14 protein-coding genes are annotated in these 18470 nt (G+C 67.7%); 6 read left to right on the top strand and 8 right to left on the bottom strand.

Going from position 1 to position 18470, the window contains the following annotated elements:
• Positions 1-256 precede the first annotated feature (256 nt).
• The 3 genes from AC1PLA_RS19195 to AC1PLA_RS19185 all read left to right on the top strand — a co-directional run bounded on the left by AC1PLA_RS19195 (position 257) and on the right by AC1PLA_RS19185 (position 6987).
• A complete protein-coding gene (locus AC1PLA_RS19195; RefSeq protein WP_481105156.1) occupies positions 257-4240 on the top strand; it encodes an amino acid adenylation domain-containing protein in 3984 nt (1327 codons plus the stop codon).
• On the top strand, positions 4233-5567 hold the full coding sequence (locus tag AC1PLA_RS19190; RefSeq protein WP_481105155.1) for a glycosyltransferase: 1335 nt from the start codon (positions 4233-4235) through the stop codon (positions 5565-5567). Before AC1PLA_RS19195 ends, AC1PLA_RS19190 begins: the two co-directional genes overlap by 8 nt.
• A gap of 292 nt (positions 5568-5859) precedes the next feature.
• Positions 5860-6987: an acyltransferase family protein gene (locus tag AC1PLA_RS19185; RefSeq protein WP_481105154.1), complete on the top strand. Its 1128-nt coding sequence runs from the start codon at positions 5860-5862 to the stop codon at positions 6985-6987.
• 165 nt (positions 6988-7152) lie between these two features.
• Here the strand turns inward: AC1PLA_RS19185 and AC1PLA_RS19180 are convergent, their stop codons facing one another.
• The 5 genes from AC1PLA_RS19180 to radC all read right to left on the bottom strand — a co-directional run bounded on the left by AC1PLA_RS19180 (position 7153) and on the right by radC (position 11882).
• Positions 7153-7908 carry an SDR family NAD(P)-dependent oxidoreductase gene (locus AC1PLA_RS19180; protein ID WP_016901972.1) on the bottom strand — a complete coding sequence of 252 codons (756 nt, stop codon included), beginning with the start codon at positions 7906-7908 and terminating at the stop codon, positions 7153-7155.
• Positions 7909-7948: 40 nt separating this feature from the next.
• Positions 7949-8497 (bottom strand): hypothetical protein, encoded by a 549-nt coding sequence (locus AC1PLA_RS19175; RefSeq protein WP_481105153.1) that lies wholly within the window; start codon positions 8495-8497, stop codon positions 7949-7951.
• A gap of 5 nt (positions 8498-8502) precedes the next feature.
• Positions 8503-9384 (bottom strand): SPOR domain-containing protein, encoded by an 882-nt coding sequence (locus tag AC1PLA_RS19170; RefSeq protein ID WP_481105152.1) that lies wholly within the window; start codon positions 9382-9384, stop codon positions 8503-8505.
• A gap of 45 nt (positions 9385-9429) precedes the next feature.
• Complete coding sequence (gene argS / locus AC1PLA_RS19165; protein ID WP_481105151.1) at positions 9430-11118, bottom strand: arginine--tRNA ligase; 1689 nt, start codon at positions 11116-11118, stop codon at positions 9430-9432.
• A gap of 86 nt (positions 11119-11204) precedes the next feature.
• A complete protein-coding gene (gene radC, locus AC1PLA_RS19160; protein WP_481105150.1) occupies positions 11205-11882 on the bottom strand; it encodes a RadC family protein in 678 nt (225 codons plus the stop codon).
• A gap of 96 nt (positions 11883-11978) precedes the next feature.
• On the opposite strand from radC, the gene coaBC reads away from it, so the two are divergent.
• The 3 genes from coaBC to AC1PLA_RS19145 are packed head-to-tail and all read left to right on the top strand — an operon-like array spanning position 11979 to position 16070.
• Positions 11979-13247: a bifunctional phosphopantothenoylcysteine decarboxylase/phosphopantothenate--cysteine ligase CoaBC gene (coaBC, locus tag AC1PLA_RS19155; protein ID WP_349780533.1), complete on the top strand. Its 1269-nt coding sequence runs from the start codon at positions 11979-11981 to the stop codon at positions 13245-13247.
• Positions 13244-13711, top strand: coding sequence for a dUTP diphosphatase (gene dut, locus AC1PLA_RS19150; protein WP_016901966.1), 468 nt, complete (start codon positions 13244-13246; stop codon positions 13709-13711). Before coaBC ends, dut begins: the two co-directional genes overlap by 4 nt.
• 13 nt (positions 13712-13724) lie before the next feature.
• The gene (locus AC1PLA_RS19145; RefSeq protein ID WP_481105149.1) at positions 13725-16070 is read left to right on the top strand and encodes a phosphomannomutase/phosphoglucomutase; all 2346 of its coding nucleotides are present in this window, start codon (positions 13725-13727) and stop codon (positions 16068-16070) included.
• A 325-nt stretch (positions 16071-16395) separates the two neighbouring features.
• On the opposite strand, the gene AC1PLA_RS19140 is transcribed toward AC1PLA_RS19145, so the two are convergent.
• The 3 genes from AC1PLA_RS19140 to AC1PLA_RS19130 form a co-directional block, all read right to left on the bottom strand.
• Complete coding sequence (locus tag AC1PLA_RS19140) at positions 16396-16929, bottom strand: transposase (RefSeq protein WP_481105148.1); 534 nt, start codon at positions 16927-16929, stop codon at positions 16396-16398.
• 255 nt (positions 16930-17184) lie between these two features.
• Positions 17185-17526: a lipid-A-disaccharide synthase N-terminal domain-containing protein gene (locus tag AC1PLA_RS19135; RefSeq protein WP_016901963.1), complete on the bottom strand. Its 342-nt coding sequence runs from the start codon at positions 17524-17526 to the stop codon at positions 17185-17187.
• Positions 17526-18248, bottom strand: a complete 723-nt coding sequence (locus AC1PLA_RS19130; protein WP_024940453.1) for a glycosyltransferase family 2 protein — start codon at positions 18246-18248, stop codon at positions 17526-17528. The genes AC1PLA_RS19135 and AC1PLA_RS19130 overlap by 1 nt, the downstream gene beginning before the upstream one ends.
• Positions 18249-18470: the final 222 nt, after the last annotated feature.

Below are 18470 nucleotides of genomic sequence, written 5' to 3'. Positions count from 1 at the left end.
ATTGTTAGTGTTTGTTTAACTTGTCGGGAAACAAGTGTTTTAGGAAAGTCAGTGCACGTCGTTGTATCGACGCTGCACGCCGCTTCGTGATGCGTTCCCATTGTGCGTTTCCATCGTATATCGCCGGCATGCGCTGGCGGTCGTCGGTGTCTCTTACCCCACGTTTCAAGGCCAGGTGCTGATCCGGCGTCCCACTGACCGCATTGCGGACATGGCGCACCGGGCGACTGCGCGCCACACAAGAAGGATGCACGCAATGCACACCGACGCCTCTCCCGTGTTTCCCCTGACCAAAGCGCAACGCGGCCTGTGGGTCGCCAGCAAGTTGCATACCGACAACACCTTGATGTTGTCCGAAGCCCTGGAAATGTTCGGCCCGCTGGATCCGCAGCTGCTGATCCGCGCCAGCATGCAGCTGACGCGCGAATTCGACACGCTGCGGCTATGCATCGCCGAGCACGACGGCGTACCGCATCAGGTGGTCCTGCCCGAATACACCGCCGCGATTCCGTATTTCAACGTCAGCGAAGATCCTTCACCGCGCAACGCCGCCGAGCATTGGGTCGACGAAGAAATCCGCAAGCCGGAAGATCTGCAGAACGGGCCGTTATGGCATTGCGCGGTGTTCCGCCTTGGCGAAGACCACCATATGTGGGTGCAATGCGTCAGCCATCTGGTGATGGATGGCTATTGCGCCTCGATCATGATGCAGCGCATGGCGGTGCTGTATAACGCCTACGCAGAAAACATCGAGCCGGAGCCTGCGCAGTACGGTAGCGCGCTGTCGCTGATCGAGCTGGAACAGCAGTATCGCGACTCCGATCGTTTTCAGCGCGACCGCAGCTACTGGATGCAGCAGCTGGCCGATCTGCCGCCGCCGGCGACCCTGGCGCGTCCGGGCAATCACCTGTCGACCGGGTTGTTGCGTGGCACCGGACAATTCTCGCCACAGCAGGTGGTGCGGCTGCGCGCGCTTGGCAAGGACTATGGCGCCAGCCTGCCGCAGATGCTGATTTCGCTGATCGCCGCGTATTACTACCGTTGCACCGGTGCCGAGGATCTGGTGCTGGCCATGCCGGTGACCGGCCGCATCAATGCGCGCTACCGGCAGACCGCAGGCTTGGTGGCCAATGTGATTTCGCTGCGCCTGAAAATGGATCCGCAGCAGCCGGTGCATGCGCTGTTCGCGCAGGTGTCCTCGGTGGTCAGGCATGCGCTGCGTCATCAGCAATACCGCTTCGAGGATGTGCGCCGCGATCTGGGCATGTTCGGGATCGATCAGAAGTTCGCACGCCTGGCAGTGAACATCGAAGCCTTCGATTACGCACTGCGCTTTGGCCAGGCCTATGCGATGCCGCATAACCTCTCCAACGGTCCGGCCGACGATCTGACCATCTTCTGCTACGAGCGCGGCGACGGTGCCGCGTTGCGCTTCGATCTGGATGCCAATCCGGCGCTGTACGACAGCGACGAGCTGGCCGAGCACTGCCGTCGCCTGACCCATCTGGCCGATGCGGTGCTGGCCGATCCGGAATGCGCGCTGGGCCAGATCGATGTGCTGGGCGATGCGGAACGCCGCCGCCTGTTGCAGACCTGGAACGCCACCGCCGCAGCGCTGCCGGAACCGGCCACGCTGCTGCACGGCATGCTGCAGCGTGCCGAGCTGATGCCGGCGGCAGTGGTGGTGCAATACGACAACCGCACCCTGGACTACGCCACGCTGTGCGAACTGGCCTCGCGCATCGCCGCGCAATGGGTGGCCGATGGTGTCCGCCCCGGCGACGTGGTCGCCATCGCGTTGCCGCGCAGCGAACAATTGCTGGTGGCCTTGCTGGCGGTGATGTGGAGCGGGGCGGCGTACCTGCCGCTGGACCCGGAAAGCCCGGCCGCACGCAACCGGCAAATGCTCAACGATTCCGGTGCCATTGCGCTGGTCTGCGAACCGGCATTGTGCGAGCGCTATCTGCTCGGCGGCATGGTCTGGCTGGATCCGCGCCCGGCGGTGTTGCCGGCGGCAATCGCGCCGCTGGCCACGCCGGACGGTACGGCCTATGTGCTGTACACCTCCGGCTCGACCGGCGCGCCCAAGGGCGTGGAAATCAGCCATCGCAACCTGTTCAATTTCCTGCATGCGATGGAGCATGAGCTTGCGTTGCGTCCGCGCGACCGCGTGCTGGCGGTCACCACCATCACCTTCGATATCGCCGGGCTGGAGCTGTACCTGCCATTGTTGGTGGGCGCGCGCGTGGTCATCGCACCGGCCGGCATCACCCACGATCCACGCAGCCTGTCGCGGCTGATCGCGCAGGAGCAGATCAGCATGGTGCAGGCGACCCCGTCGCTGTGGCGCATCCTGCTGGCCAATCAGGATCTGGCGCTGGACCGCATCCACGCCCTGGTCGGCGGCGAAGCCCTGGTGCCGGAACTGGCGACCCAGTTGCTGAGCCGGGTCGGGCGCCTGACCCAGTTGTATGGGCCGACCGAAACCACGATCTGGTCGACCATCATGCCGTTGCAGCTCACCGACGCTGCCGCCCCGCCGATCGGCAGGCCGCTGCTCAATACCCGCGTCTATGTGCTCGATGCGCAGCGGCAACCGCTGCCGACCGGCGCGATCGGCGAGTTGTACATCGGTGGCGCGGGCGTGGCCAAGGGCTATCGCGGCAAGCGCCAGCTGACCAGCGAGCGCTTTGTGCGCGACCCGTTCGCCGACGACGGCAGCAACATGTACCGCACCGGCGACCGCGTGCGTCAGCGCCGCGACGGCATGCTGGAATTCATCGGCCGCGCAGATGCGCAACTGAAGATCCGCGGCCATCGCGTGGAGCCGGCCGAAATCGAAAACGCCTTGCTGCTGCACTCGCAGGTGGCGCAGTCGGTGGTGGTCGGTCATCGCGATGGCGACCACGACGCGCTGCAGTTGCTGGCGTATGTGGTGGGCAAGCATGGCGCGACGCCATCACCCGAGCTGTTGCGCGCCCATCTGCAGCAGCGCCTGCCGGCGTCGATGATTCCCGCCTTGTGGGTGCCGTTGCAGGCACTGCCGCTGACACCCAATGGCAAGCTGGATCGCCGCGCCTTGCCGTCGCCGGGTGCGCTGCCGCAGCGCGCGCATGTGGCGCCGCGCGATGCGCTCGAACACCAACTGGCCGCGATGCTGCAGGACGTGCTGGGCATCGAAGTGGTGGGTGTCGAAGACAACTTCTTCGAGCTCGGCGGCGACTCGCTGCGCGCGGCGGAAATGGCTGCACGCTTCCCGCAGGCGTTTGGTGTCGAACTGCCATTGGGCACCCTGTTCCATGCGCCGACGATTGCCGGCTTGGCCGAGGTGATCAAGCGCAACGCGCAGACTCCGAACGATCCGCTCGGCGTGCTGTTGCCGTTGCGTGCGGGCACCCCGGGTACGACACCGCTGTTCTGCATCCACCCGGTGGTCGGCCTGGGCTGGTCGTATCTCACCTTGCTCGGTCAGCTGGATCCGCAGTGGCCGGTGTATGCCTTGCAGTCGCCTGGCTTGAGCGACCCGCAGCATCGCCCGGAAAGCATCGAAGCGATCGCGCGTGACTATCTGGCGCGGCTGCGCACGGTGCAGCCGCAGGGGCCGTATCGATTGATCGGCTGGTCGCTGGGCGGCTTGATCGCGCATGCCATCACTGCCGAACTGCATGCGCTGGGCGAAGAAGTCGAATTGCTGGCGATGCTCGACAGCTACCCGCACCTGGAGCAGGCCGCGTCGCTGCCGGAATCGGAAAACGTGCGTGCATCGGTGCATGCGCTGGGCCTGCATCTGGCACACGGCCAGCCGATGCCGACCACGGTGGCCGAACTGGCCAGCCTGCTGTGCGATCACTACGGCTTGAACGACCTGCCCGCAGTGCGCCAGCTGCTCGAACAACGCCCCACGTTGCTGGACGACATGGGTGGCATGACCCAGCACCACCTGCATCTGGCGCGGCGTCACCGTCCCAAGCCGCTGGACCAGGATGTGGTGTTCGTCGAAGCGAGCGTGCGCATGACCTCCGGCGGCGACGATACGGTGTGGGTGGATTACCGGCCGCAGGCCTGGCGCCCGTATGTGCGCAACCTGCAGTTGCATGTGCTTGACAGCGACCACCACTCGATGCTGTCGTCCACGCATTCGGCCACGCTCAGCGCACTGCTGCACGCGGCCACCACGAAAGCCGCACAACGCGATGGCAGCATCGCCACCGCCAGCGACGGGGTGGCCGAATATGCCTGAGTCTTCCTTCAACGTGGGACGCCAGCGCCCGGTGCTGATCGCCACCCTGGGCACGCATGGCGATGTGCGCCCGATCATCGCGCTGGGCCGTGGCTTGCAGGAGCGCGGTTACCCGGTGCGGGTGCTGACCAGCGCCAACTTCGAAGCGCTGATCCGCGCCAATGGGCTGGACTTCTTCCCACTCAGCGGCGACCACCAGAAACTGCTGCAGGGCCATCCGGATGTCGCCGAGATGCGCGGTGGCTGGCGCGGCATCTGGGGCACCTTGCGTGCGCAGCTGCTGGAGTGGGCACGCGACTGGGCCGAGCAGGGCCGCGCGGCCTGTGCCGATGCCGGCCTGATTCTCGGCGTCGGCAGCGCCAGCCTGCTGGCGCATAGCCTGGGCCAGGCCTATGGCCTGCCGGTGGTATTCACGCAATTGCAGCCGCTGACCGCCTCGCGGCATGTGCCGTTGATGGTGATGCCCACCGTGCGCCTGCCCGGGCTGGTGAGTGTGGCGTTGCATCACGCGGTGCGCTTTGCCGGCTGGCAGCTGATGCGTCCGGCGCTCAACGGCATCGTGCGCCCGGCCTTGGGGCTGCCGGCATATCCGTGGAGCGGGCCCGATCGCAGCGCGCAGCGCGTGGTGTATGGCTACAGCGAGCATCTGTGCCCACGTCCGCCGGACTGGCCGGACCGGGCCCAGGTCAGCGGATTCTGGCAGTTGCCGCAGCCGCAGTGGCAGCCGCCGGCCGCGCTGCAGGCGTTTCTGCAGGCCGGCCCGCCGCCGCTGTATATCGGCTTCGGCAGCATGATCAGCAGCGACGCGGCCCAGCTCACCGCCATCGTCAAGGCGGCGGTGCGTCTGACCGGTCAACGTGCGCTGCTGGCCAGCGGCTGGGGCGGGCTGGCGGCTGCGGAAGACGCATCCGACGATGCCGAGCGCTTCTTCCAGCTGGAACAGGCACCGCACGATTGGCTGTTTCCGCGGGTGGCGGTGGCGGTGCATCACGGCGGTGCCGGCACCACCGGTGCGGCGCTGGCTGCGGGGATTCCGTCGGTGGTGCTGCCGTTCGGCTACGACCAGCCGTTCTGGGCGCACTGCCTGGCCCAACGCGGCGTCGCCCCGCCGGCGCTCGCACGGGTCGGATTACAGCCGGAGACCCTGGCCGATGCCATCGGCCAGGCCAGCGCGCCGAGCATGCGCGCAGCGGCACGCGCGCTGGGGCAGCGCATCCGCGAGGAAGACGGAATCGGCCGCGCGGTGGAGCAGCTGGAAGCCTGGGGATTGCTGCAACCGGGGCTGTCGGTGGCGCCGGCCATGCGGATCGAGCAGGCCGTCGCGTGACACAGGCCGATGCGTGATGGGTGACGCTGTGGGGAGCCACAGCGTCGGCGTTGCATTGGCTGCGGCAATGCGGCTGGCCTCACCGAAGCCCTTTGGCTGCTGCACGGGCGGGGTGCTAGCGTGTTGCTGTCGCCGATAGGTGGTCGACCGGACCCGGCCTGTACGACGGAGTGACGTGGAAACAGCGTCTGTATTGCTGATCCGAGCTGGCGAATGCGCCAGCGCTGGAGCCGGCATCGTCGCATCGACGGGATGCGGCACAATCGGGCTCCCTCGGCTTTACATCGCCCGCATGCGCTATCCCGCTCTCGATCTGCTGCGTGGCATCGCCATTGTCTGGGTGATGCTGTTCCATTCCTTCGTGGTCGGCGGTCTGGGGCCGGACTGGGCGTGGTTGTCGCGCTACGGCTGGATGGGCGTGGACCTGTTCTTCGTCCTGAGCGGCTTTCTGATCGGCACGCAGGTGCTGAGGCCGCTGGCGCGCGGGCAACGCCTGGACTTCAAGGAGTTCTATCTGCGCCGCGCGTTTCGCATCCTGCCGGCGTTCTTGCTGGTGCTGGTGATCTACATGGCGTGGCCGGACTTTCGCGAGTCGCCCGGGCTGGCGCCGTGGTGGATGTTCGTCACCTTCACCCTGAACCTGTTCGTCGACTACGGCCGTGATGCCGCGTTCTCGCACGCCTGGTCGCTGTGCGTGGAAGAACATTTCTATCTGGTATTTCCGTTGCTGGCGACGCTGCTGCTGCGTCGGCCCTCGGCTGCACGCTTTGGCGTGCTCTGCGTGCTGGTCGTGGTTGCAGGCATCGCGCTGCGTGCCGGCATCTGGTGGCACAACACCGCCCTGGACAGCGCTGGCGCCGGGCTGCAGCGCAACTGGTTTATCGAAGACATCTACTACCCGACCTGGAACCGTCTGGACGGTCTGCTGGCCGGTGTCGTGCTGGCGGTACTGAAGGTGTTTCGCCCCATGACGTGGCAACGGCTGCAGCAGCACGGCAACGCCATCCTGTGTGCGGGCGTGGCGATTCTGGCGCTGGCACTGTGGCTGTTCCGCGAGCGCACCGGCCTGATCGGCAATGCGGTGGGCTGGCCGGTGCTGTCGCTGGGGCTGGCCTTGCTGGTGCTCGCCGGCACCGCCAGCAGCGGTGTGCTCGGTGGTTTGCGCGTACCGGGCGCGGCATGGCTGGCGGCCATCTCCTACAGCCTGTATCTGACCCACAAGGCCGTCTTCCATCTCACCCAGGGCTGGTTCGGCCCGGCGCTGGAGGGGCGCGGCGTGCTGGCATTTGCGGTGTATGGCCTGGTGGCAGTGCTGGGCGGCGCGCTGTTGCACTACGCGGCGGAGCGCCCGTTCCTGCAACTGCGCGACAAGATGCTGCGGCCAGGCGCGCAGCCGTTGGTTGCCGCCGATCGCGGCTGACCGGGCAAAGCAAAACGCCGCGCAATGCGCGGCGTTGTCGTCATCCCTGGCGGTACGCCGGTTGCCGCGCCGCACCCAGCTTGGATGCGGCGCGATCTGCTCGCGCGCCGACCGCCACACCAGCGGATCGCGGCGCGACCGAGGCACTGGCGTTGCAGGCCATCGTTACTGCGCGTCGCGCGCCACCTGGAAACCGGCGAACGACTGCGTGACCGGCATGATTTCCAGCCGATTGATGTTCAGATGCGCCGGCAGGCTGGCGACATAGAAGATCTGCTCGGCAATGTCCTCGGCGGTCATCGGGGTGGCGCCACGGTACAAGGTGTCGGAGGCGGCCTGGTTGCCGCCGGTGCGCACCAGGGTGAATTCGGTTTCGGCCATGCCCGGTTCGATCGAGGTCACGCGTACGCCGGTGCCGTGCAGGTCCGCGCGCAGGCCCAGCGAAAACTGCTGCACGAACGCCTTGGTGCCGCCGTACACATTGCCGCCGGTGTAGGGGTAGGTCGCCGCGACCGAGGCGATGTTGATGATGGCGCCACGGCGTGCGATCAGTGCCGGCAGCAGGCGGTGGGTGAGGGTGACCAGAGCGGTCACATTGGTGTCGATCATCTGCTGCCACTGGGTCAGGTCGGCCTGCTGCGCGGGCGCGGTGCCCAGCGCCAGCCCGGCGTTGTTGACCAGCACATCGATGTCGGCAAACTCGGCCGGCAATGCATCGATCGCTGCCGACAGGGCCTGCGCATCGCGCATGTCGAAGGCAGCGGTGTGCACCTGGCCGGCGGGCAGCTCGGCCGCCAACGCATCCAGGCGCTCGGCGCGGCGGCCGGTGGCGATGATCTTCCAGCCGGCGGCGGCAAAACGGCGCACGGCGGCGCTGCCGAATCCGGAGGTGGCACCGGTGATCAGAACAGTCTTGGACATGGGGGATAACTCCTGCGAACGAGGGGGTCAGGCAAAGGGATCAGGGGGTGGTGGCAGCGCCGGGTGCGTGGGCCTGGGCACGGCGCGCGCGCAGCTCGGCCTCACTGAGCGGCTCGCGCGTCACTACGCGGCCGTGTTGCACCTGCAGGAGCAGATACGGTGCTTCTGCGGCGCCGGGTGCGCTTTCGCCGGGACCCGCAGCGGTTGGCAGGGCGACCACCAGCTCGCCATCGATCCAGTCCGCGGCGACCGGAGCGGTTCGCCCGGGGAACAACACTTCGAGCGGTAACGCTGGCGGCGCGGTGTCGCAGGCACCGATGACGATGCGATCCAGCAGCACCTGCGCCTGCTCCACGCGCCAATCGGCCTGGTAGCCGCGCCAGTTTGCACTGCAACTGCCCAGCGCCGGCCGCGCACGCGCCACGAAACGTTGCCAGGTGGCCTGGTCGTCCAGCACCGGCGCCAATGGCTCGGCCAGCAGCACCGCGTCCTGCCCGTCGATCCGGATGCGGTCGGGAATCTGCTCGGTGGCGTGCGCCGCGCCGATCAGTCCCCACCACAACCACAGGCCGGCGGTGCGCTGCAGCACTGCGGCTACTGCGCCTTGATCGCAATGGCGGGCAAGCCGCTACCGGTCAGTTTCTGCTTGGCTTCGGCCAGTTCGCTGGCGCTGCCGTACGGCCCCATGCGCACGCGGTAGACGGTCTTGCCGCTGATGTCGGCCGACTCCACGCGTGCGGCCAGGCCCATCATCGCCAGCTTGGCCTTGGTCGATTCGGCATCACCGGAGGCGCCGAACGAGCCGGCCTGCAGGATGTAGCGGGTGTTGTCGGTCACTGCAGAGGCAGCGGCCGGGGTGACAGCTGCTGCCGTCGCTGCCGGCTTCGGCGCAGCGGTTGCAGCCGGCGTGCTCAGTGCCGCAGTGCTGGCCGGCGCCGGCGTGGCGGCCGGGCGTGCCGGAGCGGTCTCGGCCAATGGCTTCGGTGCGCTGGCGGCCGTTTCGGTCAACGGGACCGGCACGCTGGCGGCCGGCGTGGCTGCCGCCACGCTCGCGCCCGGTGCAGGCGCGACCGGCTTGCCTTCCAGCGCCGCGCGCGCGCGTGCGGCTTCCTCGGCGCGCGCGCTGGCCGCCAGTTCGGCATCGGACATCTGCACTTCCTTGCCGGGCAGCAAGGTATAGAAGTCGTACTGGGTCTGCGCATCACCCGGCTTGGCCTGCTGCTTGGGCGGTTGCGCGCTGGGCTTGGGCAGCTCGGCCGGCGTATCCACGTCGGCATCGGCCACCGGCTCGGGCTGTGCGTCGGGGTTGGCGCGTGGGCCTACGCGCAGGAAGCCGTCGCCGTCCTTCTTGAACAGGTTGGGCGCGGCCAGAAAGATCACTGCCGCAATCGCAGCGCCCGCCACCAACCACACCCAACCGGGGGTGCCATTGCTGGTGTTGCGTCGCGCCTGACTCTTACCGCGTCGTGCTGCCATCTACCACTTCTCCGAATCACGTCGTTGCGGGCCATGCGGCCCGGCTTACATCTTTTCTGGGGCGCTGACGCCAAGCAGTTCCAGGCCGTTGGCGAGCACCTGTTGCGTGGCGACGGCGAGGGTGAGCTTGGCGTCGCGCTCTGCGGCATCGTCCACCAGCAGTTTGGTGTTGTGATACCACGTGTGGAAGGCGTGCGCCAATTCACGCAGGTATTGCGCGATCTGGTACGGCTCCAGCGTCTGCCCGGCGATTTCCACCACGTCCGCATAGCGCGACAGCTCGACCATGACGTTGAGCGAATGCTCGTCGTCCAGGCGCGCCAGCTCGGCCAGTCCGTGCGCCTGCTCGTACTTGTAGCCCTTCTCCTGCGCCTGCCGCAGCACGCTGCAGACGCGGGCATGCGCGTACTGCACGTAGAACACCGGGTTGTCGTTGCTCTGCTGCCGCGCCAGGTCGATGTCGAAGGTGAGCTGCGAGTCGGGCTTGCGCGCGATCAGGAACCAGCGCACCGCATCGGCGCTGGTTTCCTCGATCAGATCGCGCAGGGTGACGTAGCTGCCGGCACGCTTGGACAGTTTCACTTCCTCGCCGCCGCGCATCACCGTGACCATCTGGTGCAGCACGTACTCCGGCCAGCCCTGCGGGATGCCCAGTTCCAGCGCCTGCAGGCCGGCGCGCACGCGCGTCAGCGAGCCGTGGTGATCGGCCCCCAGCTCGGTGATCGCGCGCTCGTAGCCGCGCTGCCATTTGGTCAGGTGATAGGCCACGTCCGGCACGAAGTAGGTGTAGGTGCCATCGGACTTGCGCATCACCCGGTCCTTGTCGTCGCCGAAGTCGGTGGACTTCAACCACAACGCGCCGCCTTCTTCGTAGGTATGGCCGGAGGCGATCAGCTTTTGCACCGCCTCTTCGACCTTGCCGTCCTTGTACAGCGAGCTTTCTAGGAAATAGATATCGAAATCGACGCGGAACGCAGCCAGGTCGTGGTTCTGCTCGTTACGCAGGTAGGCCACGGCGAAGCGGCGGATCGCGTCGAAGTCGGCAGGGTCCTTGCCGCCGGTGACCAGGTGGCCTTCCAGGTCGACGGTGTCGCCAGCCAGATAGGCGGTGGCCACATCGGCGATGTAATCGCCGCGGTAGCCGTTCTCCGGCCAGCCGTCGCTGTCGGGGGTGAGCCCCTGCGCGCGCGCCTGCACCGACAAGGCCAGGTTCTCGATCTGCACGCCGGCATCGTTGTAGTAGAACTCGCGCTTGACGTTCCAGCCGTTGGCATCGAGCACGCGTGCCAGGCTGTCGCCGATCGCCGCGGCGCGGCCGTGGCCGACGTGCAGCGGGCCGGTCGGGTTGGCCGACACGTATTCCACGCCCACCGAGCGGCCGTTGCCGGCCAGCCCGCGGCCGTAGTCGTGGCCCTGCTTGAGCACATGCGCCACTTCGCGCTGGTAGGCGGTGGGGGCGAGATGGAAATTGATGAAGCCCGGGCCGGCGATCTCCACCTTGGCCACGTCGTCGCTGGCCGGCAGTGCGGCGACCAGCGCCTGGGCCAGCGCGCGCGGGTTGCTGCGCGCCGGCTTGGCCAGCAGCATCGCGGCATTGGTGGCGAAGTCGCCGTGCTCGCGCGTCTTGGGCCGCTCGACCACAAAATCCGGCGGCAGGGTGTCGGCAGGCAGGGTACCGTTGGCGCGCAAGGCTTCAATGCCTTGGCCGATCAGTGCGCGGAGTTGGGCTTTCACGTGGGATCTGCTTGGAACGAAACCACCGATTTTACCCGACCGCGCGCCCCGGGGTCGGGCCGATGGTTCAGGTCACCGCCACGCGCTTATCCCAGCCAGCCGCGCTCGGCCAGCGAGACCGGACGCCCGTCGCCGATCACGAAGTGGTCCAGCAGGCGGATATCCACCAGCTCAAACGCATCCAGCAGGCGCCGGGTGACCGCGCGGTCGGCCTCGGACGGCTCCGGATTGCCGGACGGATGGTTGTGCCCGACGATCACCGCCGCGGCGTTGTGCAGTAGCGCCCGCCGCACCACTTCGCGCGGGTGGATGTCGGCCCCGTCGATGGTGCCGGTGAACACTTCCTCGAAGGCGATGGCGTGATGGCGGGTGTCCAGGTACAGCACCGCGAACACCTCGTAGGGGCGCGCACGCAGCCGCTGCGAAAAGTAGCGGCCGACGCTGGGCGGGTCGCTGAGCGCGTCGCCGCGTTCCAGTGCGCTCAGCAGGTGGCGGTGCGCCAGTTCCAGCGCTGCACTGAGCTTGCAGGCCGAGGCCGGACCCAGGCCGGGCAGGCGCGCCAGGGCGGGCGCCATGCGATCCAGCAGCACGCGCAGCGGGCCGTGGCGCAGCAGCAGATTGCGTCCGGTCTGGACGGCGTCCTGGCCGCGCAGGCCGGAGCCGACAAAGATCGCCAGCAGCTCGGCATCGGACAGGGCAGGCGCCCCGCGCGCCAGAAGTTTTTCGCGCGGGCGTTCGTGGGTGGGCCAGTCGTGAATGTGCATATGGCGAGATTGCCGGTGCTCATCGCTCACGCCTATCAGGCCGGACGGGGGCATCGGCTAATCTAGTTGTCCTTGTAACCGTAGGACGACTCCGACGTGATCGGCTCCACTCAGGCCCGCCCCCTGAACGGACAGCGCTTGCTGCTGTGCGTCGGCGGAGGCATTGCCGCTTACAAATCGCTCGAACTGGTCCGTCGCCTGCGCGACGCCGGTGCGCAGGTGCAGGTCGCCATGACCAGCGGCGCGCAACAATTCGTCACCCCGCTCAGCTTCCAGGCCCTGTCCGGGCAGCCCACCCGCACCACGTTGTGGGACAGCGCCGCCGAGCAGGCGATGGGACATATCGAACTGGCGCGCTGGGCCGATCAGGTGATCGTCGCTCCGGCCACCGCCGACCTGCTGGCGCGGCTGGCGCACGGCCTGGCCGACGATCTGGTCAGCACGCTGTGCCTGGCCACCACCGCGCCGCTGACCGTGGCCCCGGCAATGAACCACCGCATGTGGCTGCACCCGGCCACGCAGGCGAACGTGGCGACCCTGTCCGCGCGCGGCGTGCGCGTGGTCGGTCCCGAGGACGGCCCGCTGGCCGAAGGCGAGTCCGGCCCCGGCCGGCTTGCCGAGCCGGCGGCGATCATCGCCGCCCTGGCCGGCGGTGCCGGCAGCGCCGCGCCGATCGCCTCCAAGGCTGCTGCCGCCCCGGCGTTCGTGCCCAGCAGCGCGCAACTGGACGGCCTGCGCATCGTGATCAGCGCCGGCCCCACCTTCGAGGACCTGGATCCGGTGCGCTACGTGGGCAACCGCAGCAGCGGCAAGATGGGCTATGCGCTGGCCGCGGCCGCCGCCAGCCAGGGCGCCGACGTGGTACTGGTCAGCGGCCCGGTGCACCAGACCACCCCGGCCGGGGTGCGGCGGATCGACGTGCGCTCCGCTGCGCAGATGCGCGATGCGGTGCTGGGTGCGTTCCCGGCCGACATCTACATCGGCGCCGCTGCGGTGGCCGACTACACCCCCAAGCGGGTGGTCGCGCAGAAGATCAAGAAGACCGGCGAGACGCTGACCCTGGAGCTGGTGCGCACCCCGGACATCCTGGCCGAGGTCGCCGCGCAGACCGGCGCGCTGAAGCTGGTGGTCGGCTTTGCCGCCGAAACGCACGACGTGGAGCATTACGCGCGTGGCAAGCTGGCCGCCAAGCGGCTGGACCTGATCATCGCCAACCAGGTGGGGATCGAGGGCGGCGGCTTCGAAAGCGACAACAACGCCGCCACCGCCTACTGGCAGGGCGGCGAGCGCGCCTTCCCCAGCAGCAGCAAGACCGAACTGGCCGACCAGCTGTTGGCCCTGATCGCGGAGAGATTGCAGGCATGAGCACCCCGACCCAGTCCTTGCAGGTGAAGCTGCTCGACCCGCGCTTTGGCGATCTGTGGCCGCTGCCGGCCTACGCCACCGACGCCAGCGCCGGCATGGACCTGCGCGCGGCGCTGGAAGCGCCGATGACACTGGAGCCCGGCGATGCGGCGCTGATTCCCAGCGGCATCGCCATCCATCTGGCCGACCCGCAGCTGTGCGCGGTGATCCTGCCGCGCTCGGGCCTGGGCCATCGCCACGGCATCGTGCTCGGTAACGGCACCGGACTCATCGATGCCGATTACCAAGGGCCGCTGCTGATCAGTACCTGGAATCGCGGCCGTGAGGCCTTCACCATCGAGCCGGGCGACCGCATCGCCCAGCTGGTGATCCTGCCGATCGTGCGCGTGGGCTTGCAAGTGGTGGATACTTTCGTCGACAGCGCGCGGGGAGCGGGTGGATTCGGCCACACCGGCGTGCGCTGACGGGGGACGTCACATGAGCAAGGCGAACGAGCGCAGGCAGTCGATGTCCAGCGTGCGTACGAGTGGTCCGGTGTTGGGGGGGGTATTGGTGCTGCTGGCTGCCTGGTTCGGCTGGAGCAGCTACACGCAATGGCGCCAGGATGCGGTTGCGCAGGAGCTGGAACAGGCGCGCGACCGCGCCGTGCAGGACATCAGCCGAGCCATGGCCCAGCAGGCCAGCCAGCTCGACGCCGTGCTCAAGCAGCCACAGGTCATCGCCGCGTTGGCCAATGGCGACGCGCTGGCGGCCGCCTCAAGCATCCGCGAGCGCTTCAAGGGCGCCGAGGATGTGCAGGTCCTGTCCGGCGACCTCGCTGCCGCCTACGACAATCCCAAGGACTTCGGCTACGCGCGGCTGAGCCTGCTCGAGTCGGCACTGGTGGCAGAGCGTGCGCAGGTGCACGTGGTGCGCGATGCCAAGCAGGTCCGTCTCGGCGTGGCGGCAGCGGTGCGCCTGGGCGCGCAGCCGGCGGTGGCGTACGCGCGGCTGCCGTTGTTGCGTCTGACCGGCCCGCTGGATGCGATCGCAGTGCCCGGCAGCGCGTACCTGGCCTTGCGCCAGGGCAGCTACAACGTCGCCCAGCAAGGCGATGCGGTGCTGGGCGATGCCGCCGAAACCCTGGCCAGGCCATTGGGTAACAGCGGCCTGCGCGTGGCCGCCGCGGTACCGCAACGCGATGACGGCCCGCTGGGTCTGGGCGCCGTGGGCTGTGCGATCGTGGCCGCGCTGCTGCTCGTCATCGCCGTGCTGTTGGTGCTGGCCAGCCGTGGCCGCGTCGCCTTGCCGCGTCGCCGCGTGACCGGTGAGCCGACCGCCGACGAACCCACCTTCAGCCAGAGCCTGCAGCACGACGCCAGCCTCGCCAGCCAAGCGCGCGCGCTGGAGGCAGATGCGCCGCCCGCACCGCCGGCGCTGGTGCCGGCCGTGCAGGTCGCCACCGAGATGTTCCGCGCCTACGACATCCGTGGCGTGGTCGGTAAGGACCTCAACCCCGGCGTCGCAGCGTTGATCGGCCAGGCCATCGGCAGCGTGATGCAGGCGCAGGGCCTGCGCGAGGTGGTGGTCGGCCGCGATGGACGGCTGTCGGGCCCGGAGCTCGCCAACGGCCTGATCGACGGCCTGCGCCGCGCCGGCTGCCAGGTGATCGACATCGGCCTGGCGCCCACCCCGGTGGTGTACTTCGGCGCCTACGAACTACGCGCCGGCAGCTGCGTGGCGGTCACCGGCAGCCACAATCCGCCCGACTACAACGGCTTCAAGATCGTGATCGGTGGAGAGACCCTGTCCGGGGCGGCGATCGCCGAACTGCACCAGCGCATCAACGAAGGCCGCCTGCATACCGCGGCAACGCCTGGCGAGCTGGAACAGCGCGACATCAGCGACGCCTACATCCAGCGCATCGCCGACGACGTGCAACTGGACCGCCCGATCAAGGTGGTGGTGGATGCCGGCAACGGCGTGGCCGGCGATATCGCGCCGCGCCTGCTGGAAGCGATCGGCGCCGAGGTCATCCCGCTGTATTGCGAGATCGACGGCACCTTCCCCAATCATCATCCCGATCCGAGCGAGCCGCACAACCTCGACGACCTGGTCAAGATGGTGCAGCGCTTCGATGCCGATATCGGCGTGGCCTTCGATGGCGATGCCGATCGTCTGGGCGTGGTCACCAAGCAGGGCGCTATGGTGTTCCCGGACCGTCTGCTGATGCTGTTCGCCGCCGATGTGCTGCAGCGCAATCCCGGCGCGCTGGTGATCTACGACGTCAAATGCACCGGCAAGTTGTCCGATCACGTGCTGCGCAACGGCGGCAGCCCGTTGATGTGGAAGACCGGGCATTCGTTGATCAAGGCCAAGATGCGCGAGACCGACGCCGAACTGGCCGGCGAGATGAGCGGGCACTTCTTCTTTAAGGAGCGCTGGTACGGTTTCGACGACGGCATCTATGCGGCCGCACGCCTGCTGGAAATCCTGGCCCAGCGCGAGGAAACCCCGTCGGAGGTGTTGGACGCCCTGCCCGAAAGCGTGTCCACGCCGGAAATCAAGGTGCCGGTGGATGGCGATGCGCACGCGCTGGTCGCGCGCATTGTCGAGCGTGCCCAGGCTGGTGAGGAATCGCCGTTCGAATCGGCGCGGCTGTCGACGATCGACGGATTGCGTGCGGACTTCGCCGACGGCTGGGGCCTGGTGCGTGCCTCCAACACCACGCCGATCCTGGTGCTGCGCTTCGAGGCCGATACCGAAGACGCACTGCAGCGGATTCGCGGGTTGTTCCGCAGCCAGTTGCAGGCCCTGCTGCCGGACCATCCACTGGAATTTTGACCGGCCGGTGGGTCACGGGCGACTGCCCTGCCGGCGCACCGGCAGGGCAGGTCGCGTCGCCGTAGCTGCCGACCACACCGTGCTCGGCACTGGCAGATGCAGGCGATCACCGCAGCGCGCAGCCCGCTCCGACAGGCGTAGGCGGTCGACGTCAGACGTCGCCCGAACAGACGCCGCTCGACGTCAGACGTTGATCGAGCAGGCGCCGCTGGACGTCAAATGTTGATCGAGCAGACGTCGCTCGCACAGATATCCCGCAAGGCTGACAGGCGAAGATGCACAACACGATGTCTGGTTCGCGCCGGACGGACGCACGCGATCACGGTCACCTGCCTCCCGGACCCGGCATACGTGCGCGATCATCAGGCGCTGCAATCGCGGCGCCGTGTGCAGCGTGGCCGTGCAACAGCCAGACCGCATCCCAGTACGGATACCCACCGATCTGCGCGGCCAGCCCTGCGCGTACTGGCAACGCCACCAGCGCGCGCGCGAACTGTCGGTGGTCCTCAGTCGGCGCAAGCGCCGATGCCTGCATCTGCGGCTGCCACACCGTCCCGCCACGGCCGCGCGCGCGATTGACCGCCTCGGCAGCCGCCTGTCGTGCGACCCAAGCCAGTTGCAGCAGCGCAGCCTTGCCCGGCGCCTGCAACAGCGCGCACCAACTGTCCGGCAGCAGCACCCAGCACAGCAACTGCGCACCCCGCCAATGACCGGCGGCCGCAAGGCTGGCTGCGGCCGCTCGCGCGCAACGCCATTCGGCAAACAACGGCACCTGCTGATGCGTGTACAGCCGCAGGTGCCAATGCGCCGCAATCGGTGCCGACCCGGACAACGGACGATGGAGGAGCGCGCTGGACATAGGCACAGCATGCCGATGAGCAAACAGCCGCGGCATCGGCCACGCGCCTCATCCCAGGTCGGTAACCATCGCATCGCGACGTACGAAAAAAACGCTTTGACCCCAGCTAGCGAGCCCCTGACGTTATCCACCGAAAGCAGAGCCAATGCAGCACGCTCAATCAGCTCAGCTACGCCCGCATCGCCTCGAAGTCCGGAAACGCGGAGCGGGAGTGCCGCACTTACGAATCCCCAATCCCCAATCCCCAATCCCCGCTCAATGCACCGCCCGATCCCGCCTCCAGCCGCGATGCTTCACATCCAGATACAGGCTGTAGAACGCGGTAAACGCCGGGAACAGGTTCTGCAGCACCCCCACCGAATCCTGCTTGGCAGAGAACACGAAGTAGCTCAGCGTCATCAGGCTGCCGACCACGCTCATGTACCAGAACATGCGCGGGATCACCGGCTTGCCGGCGCGCTTGGAAGCGACGAATTGCACCAGCCAGCGGCCGCCGAACATCAGTGCGCCCACGTAGCCGATCAGCTTCCAGCCGGTGACATGCAGCCCGGTCCAGTACAGCCAGGTCAGCGGTTGATCCAGCCAATGCAGTTCCATCAGCGCTCCTGCACCACGGTGCGCTTGCTGCGGGTGATCAACCAGGCCACGCCGCGCAGGTCGCGGATGCCGACCAGTGCGCGATTGAGGTTGTTGTACTTGGACACGCCGGCGGTGCGATGGCGGTGATGCACCGGCACGCTCACCGTGCGCCAGCCGGCGCGCTGCATCAACGCCGGCAGATAGCGGTGCATATGATCGAAGTAGGGCAGGTCGAGGAACGCCTCGCGCTCGAACAGCTTGATGCCGCAGCCGGTATCAGGGGTGTTGTCGTGCAGCATGCGCGAACGGATCGCGTTGGCCCACTTGCTGGCCCAGCGCTTGGACCCCGAATCCTGGCGGTTGACCCGCCAGCCGGCGAACAGCTTCACCTGCGGCTCGGCGCTGGCGCGCGCGGTCAGCAGTTTGGGAATGTCGGCCGGATCGTTCTGGCCGTCGCCGTCGAGCGTGGCGATCCAGCTCGCACGCGCGGCCTTGACGCCGTTGCGCACCGCCGTGCTCTGGCCGCTCTGGGTCACATGATGCAGCACGCGCAGTTCCGGCGTGGTGGTCTTCAGGCCTTGCAGTACCGCCAGGGTGTCGTCGCGCGAGTGGTCGTCGACATAGACGATCTCGAACGCCACCAGCCCGCGCAAGGCGGCGACGATCTCGCCGACCAGGGCGGCGACGTTATCGCGCTCGTTGAACACCGGGACGACGACGGAAAGCTGGGGTTGGCTCATGGATTCGTGGTGGCCAGATGAAGGCTGAGCGAAAAAGATCGCGCATTGTGCCCTGACTGTCTGAGTCAGGCATGAAGCGAACCCGCGTTGTGTGCGCTGGAGCGAGCGTCAAGCAGCCTGTAGCGTGTACTAGCGTGTTAAATAACCGGACACGCGCAGCCGGCAGGAGGTCGTGATCCGCGCCAGGATGGTGCAGGTAGGGCGCGGAAAGCTCAACGCTCC

This window comes from Xanthomonas sp. NCPPB 1826 (assembly GCF_056725285.1).
Note: the sequence above shows the minus strand (reverse complement) of the source record. Positions and strands in the feature narration are given on the sequence as shown.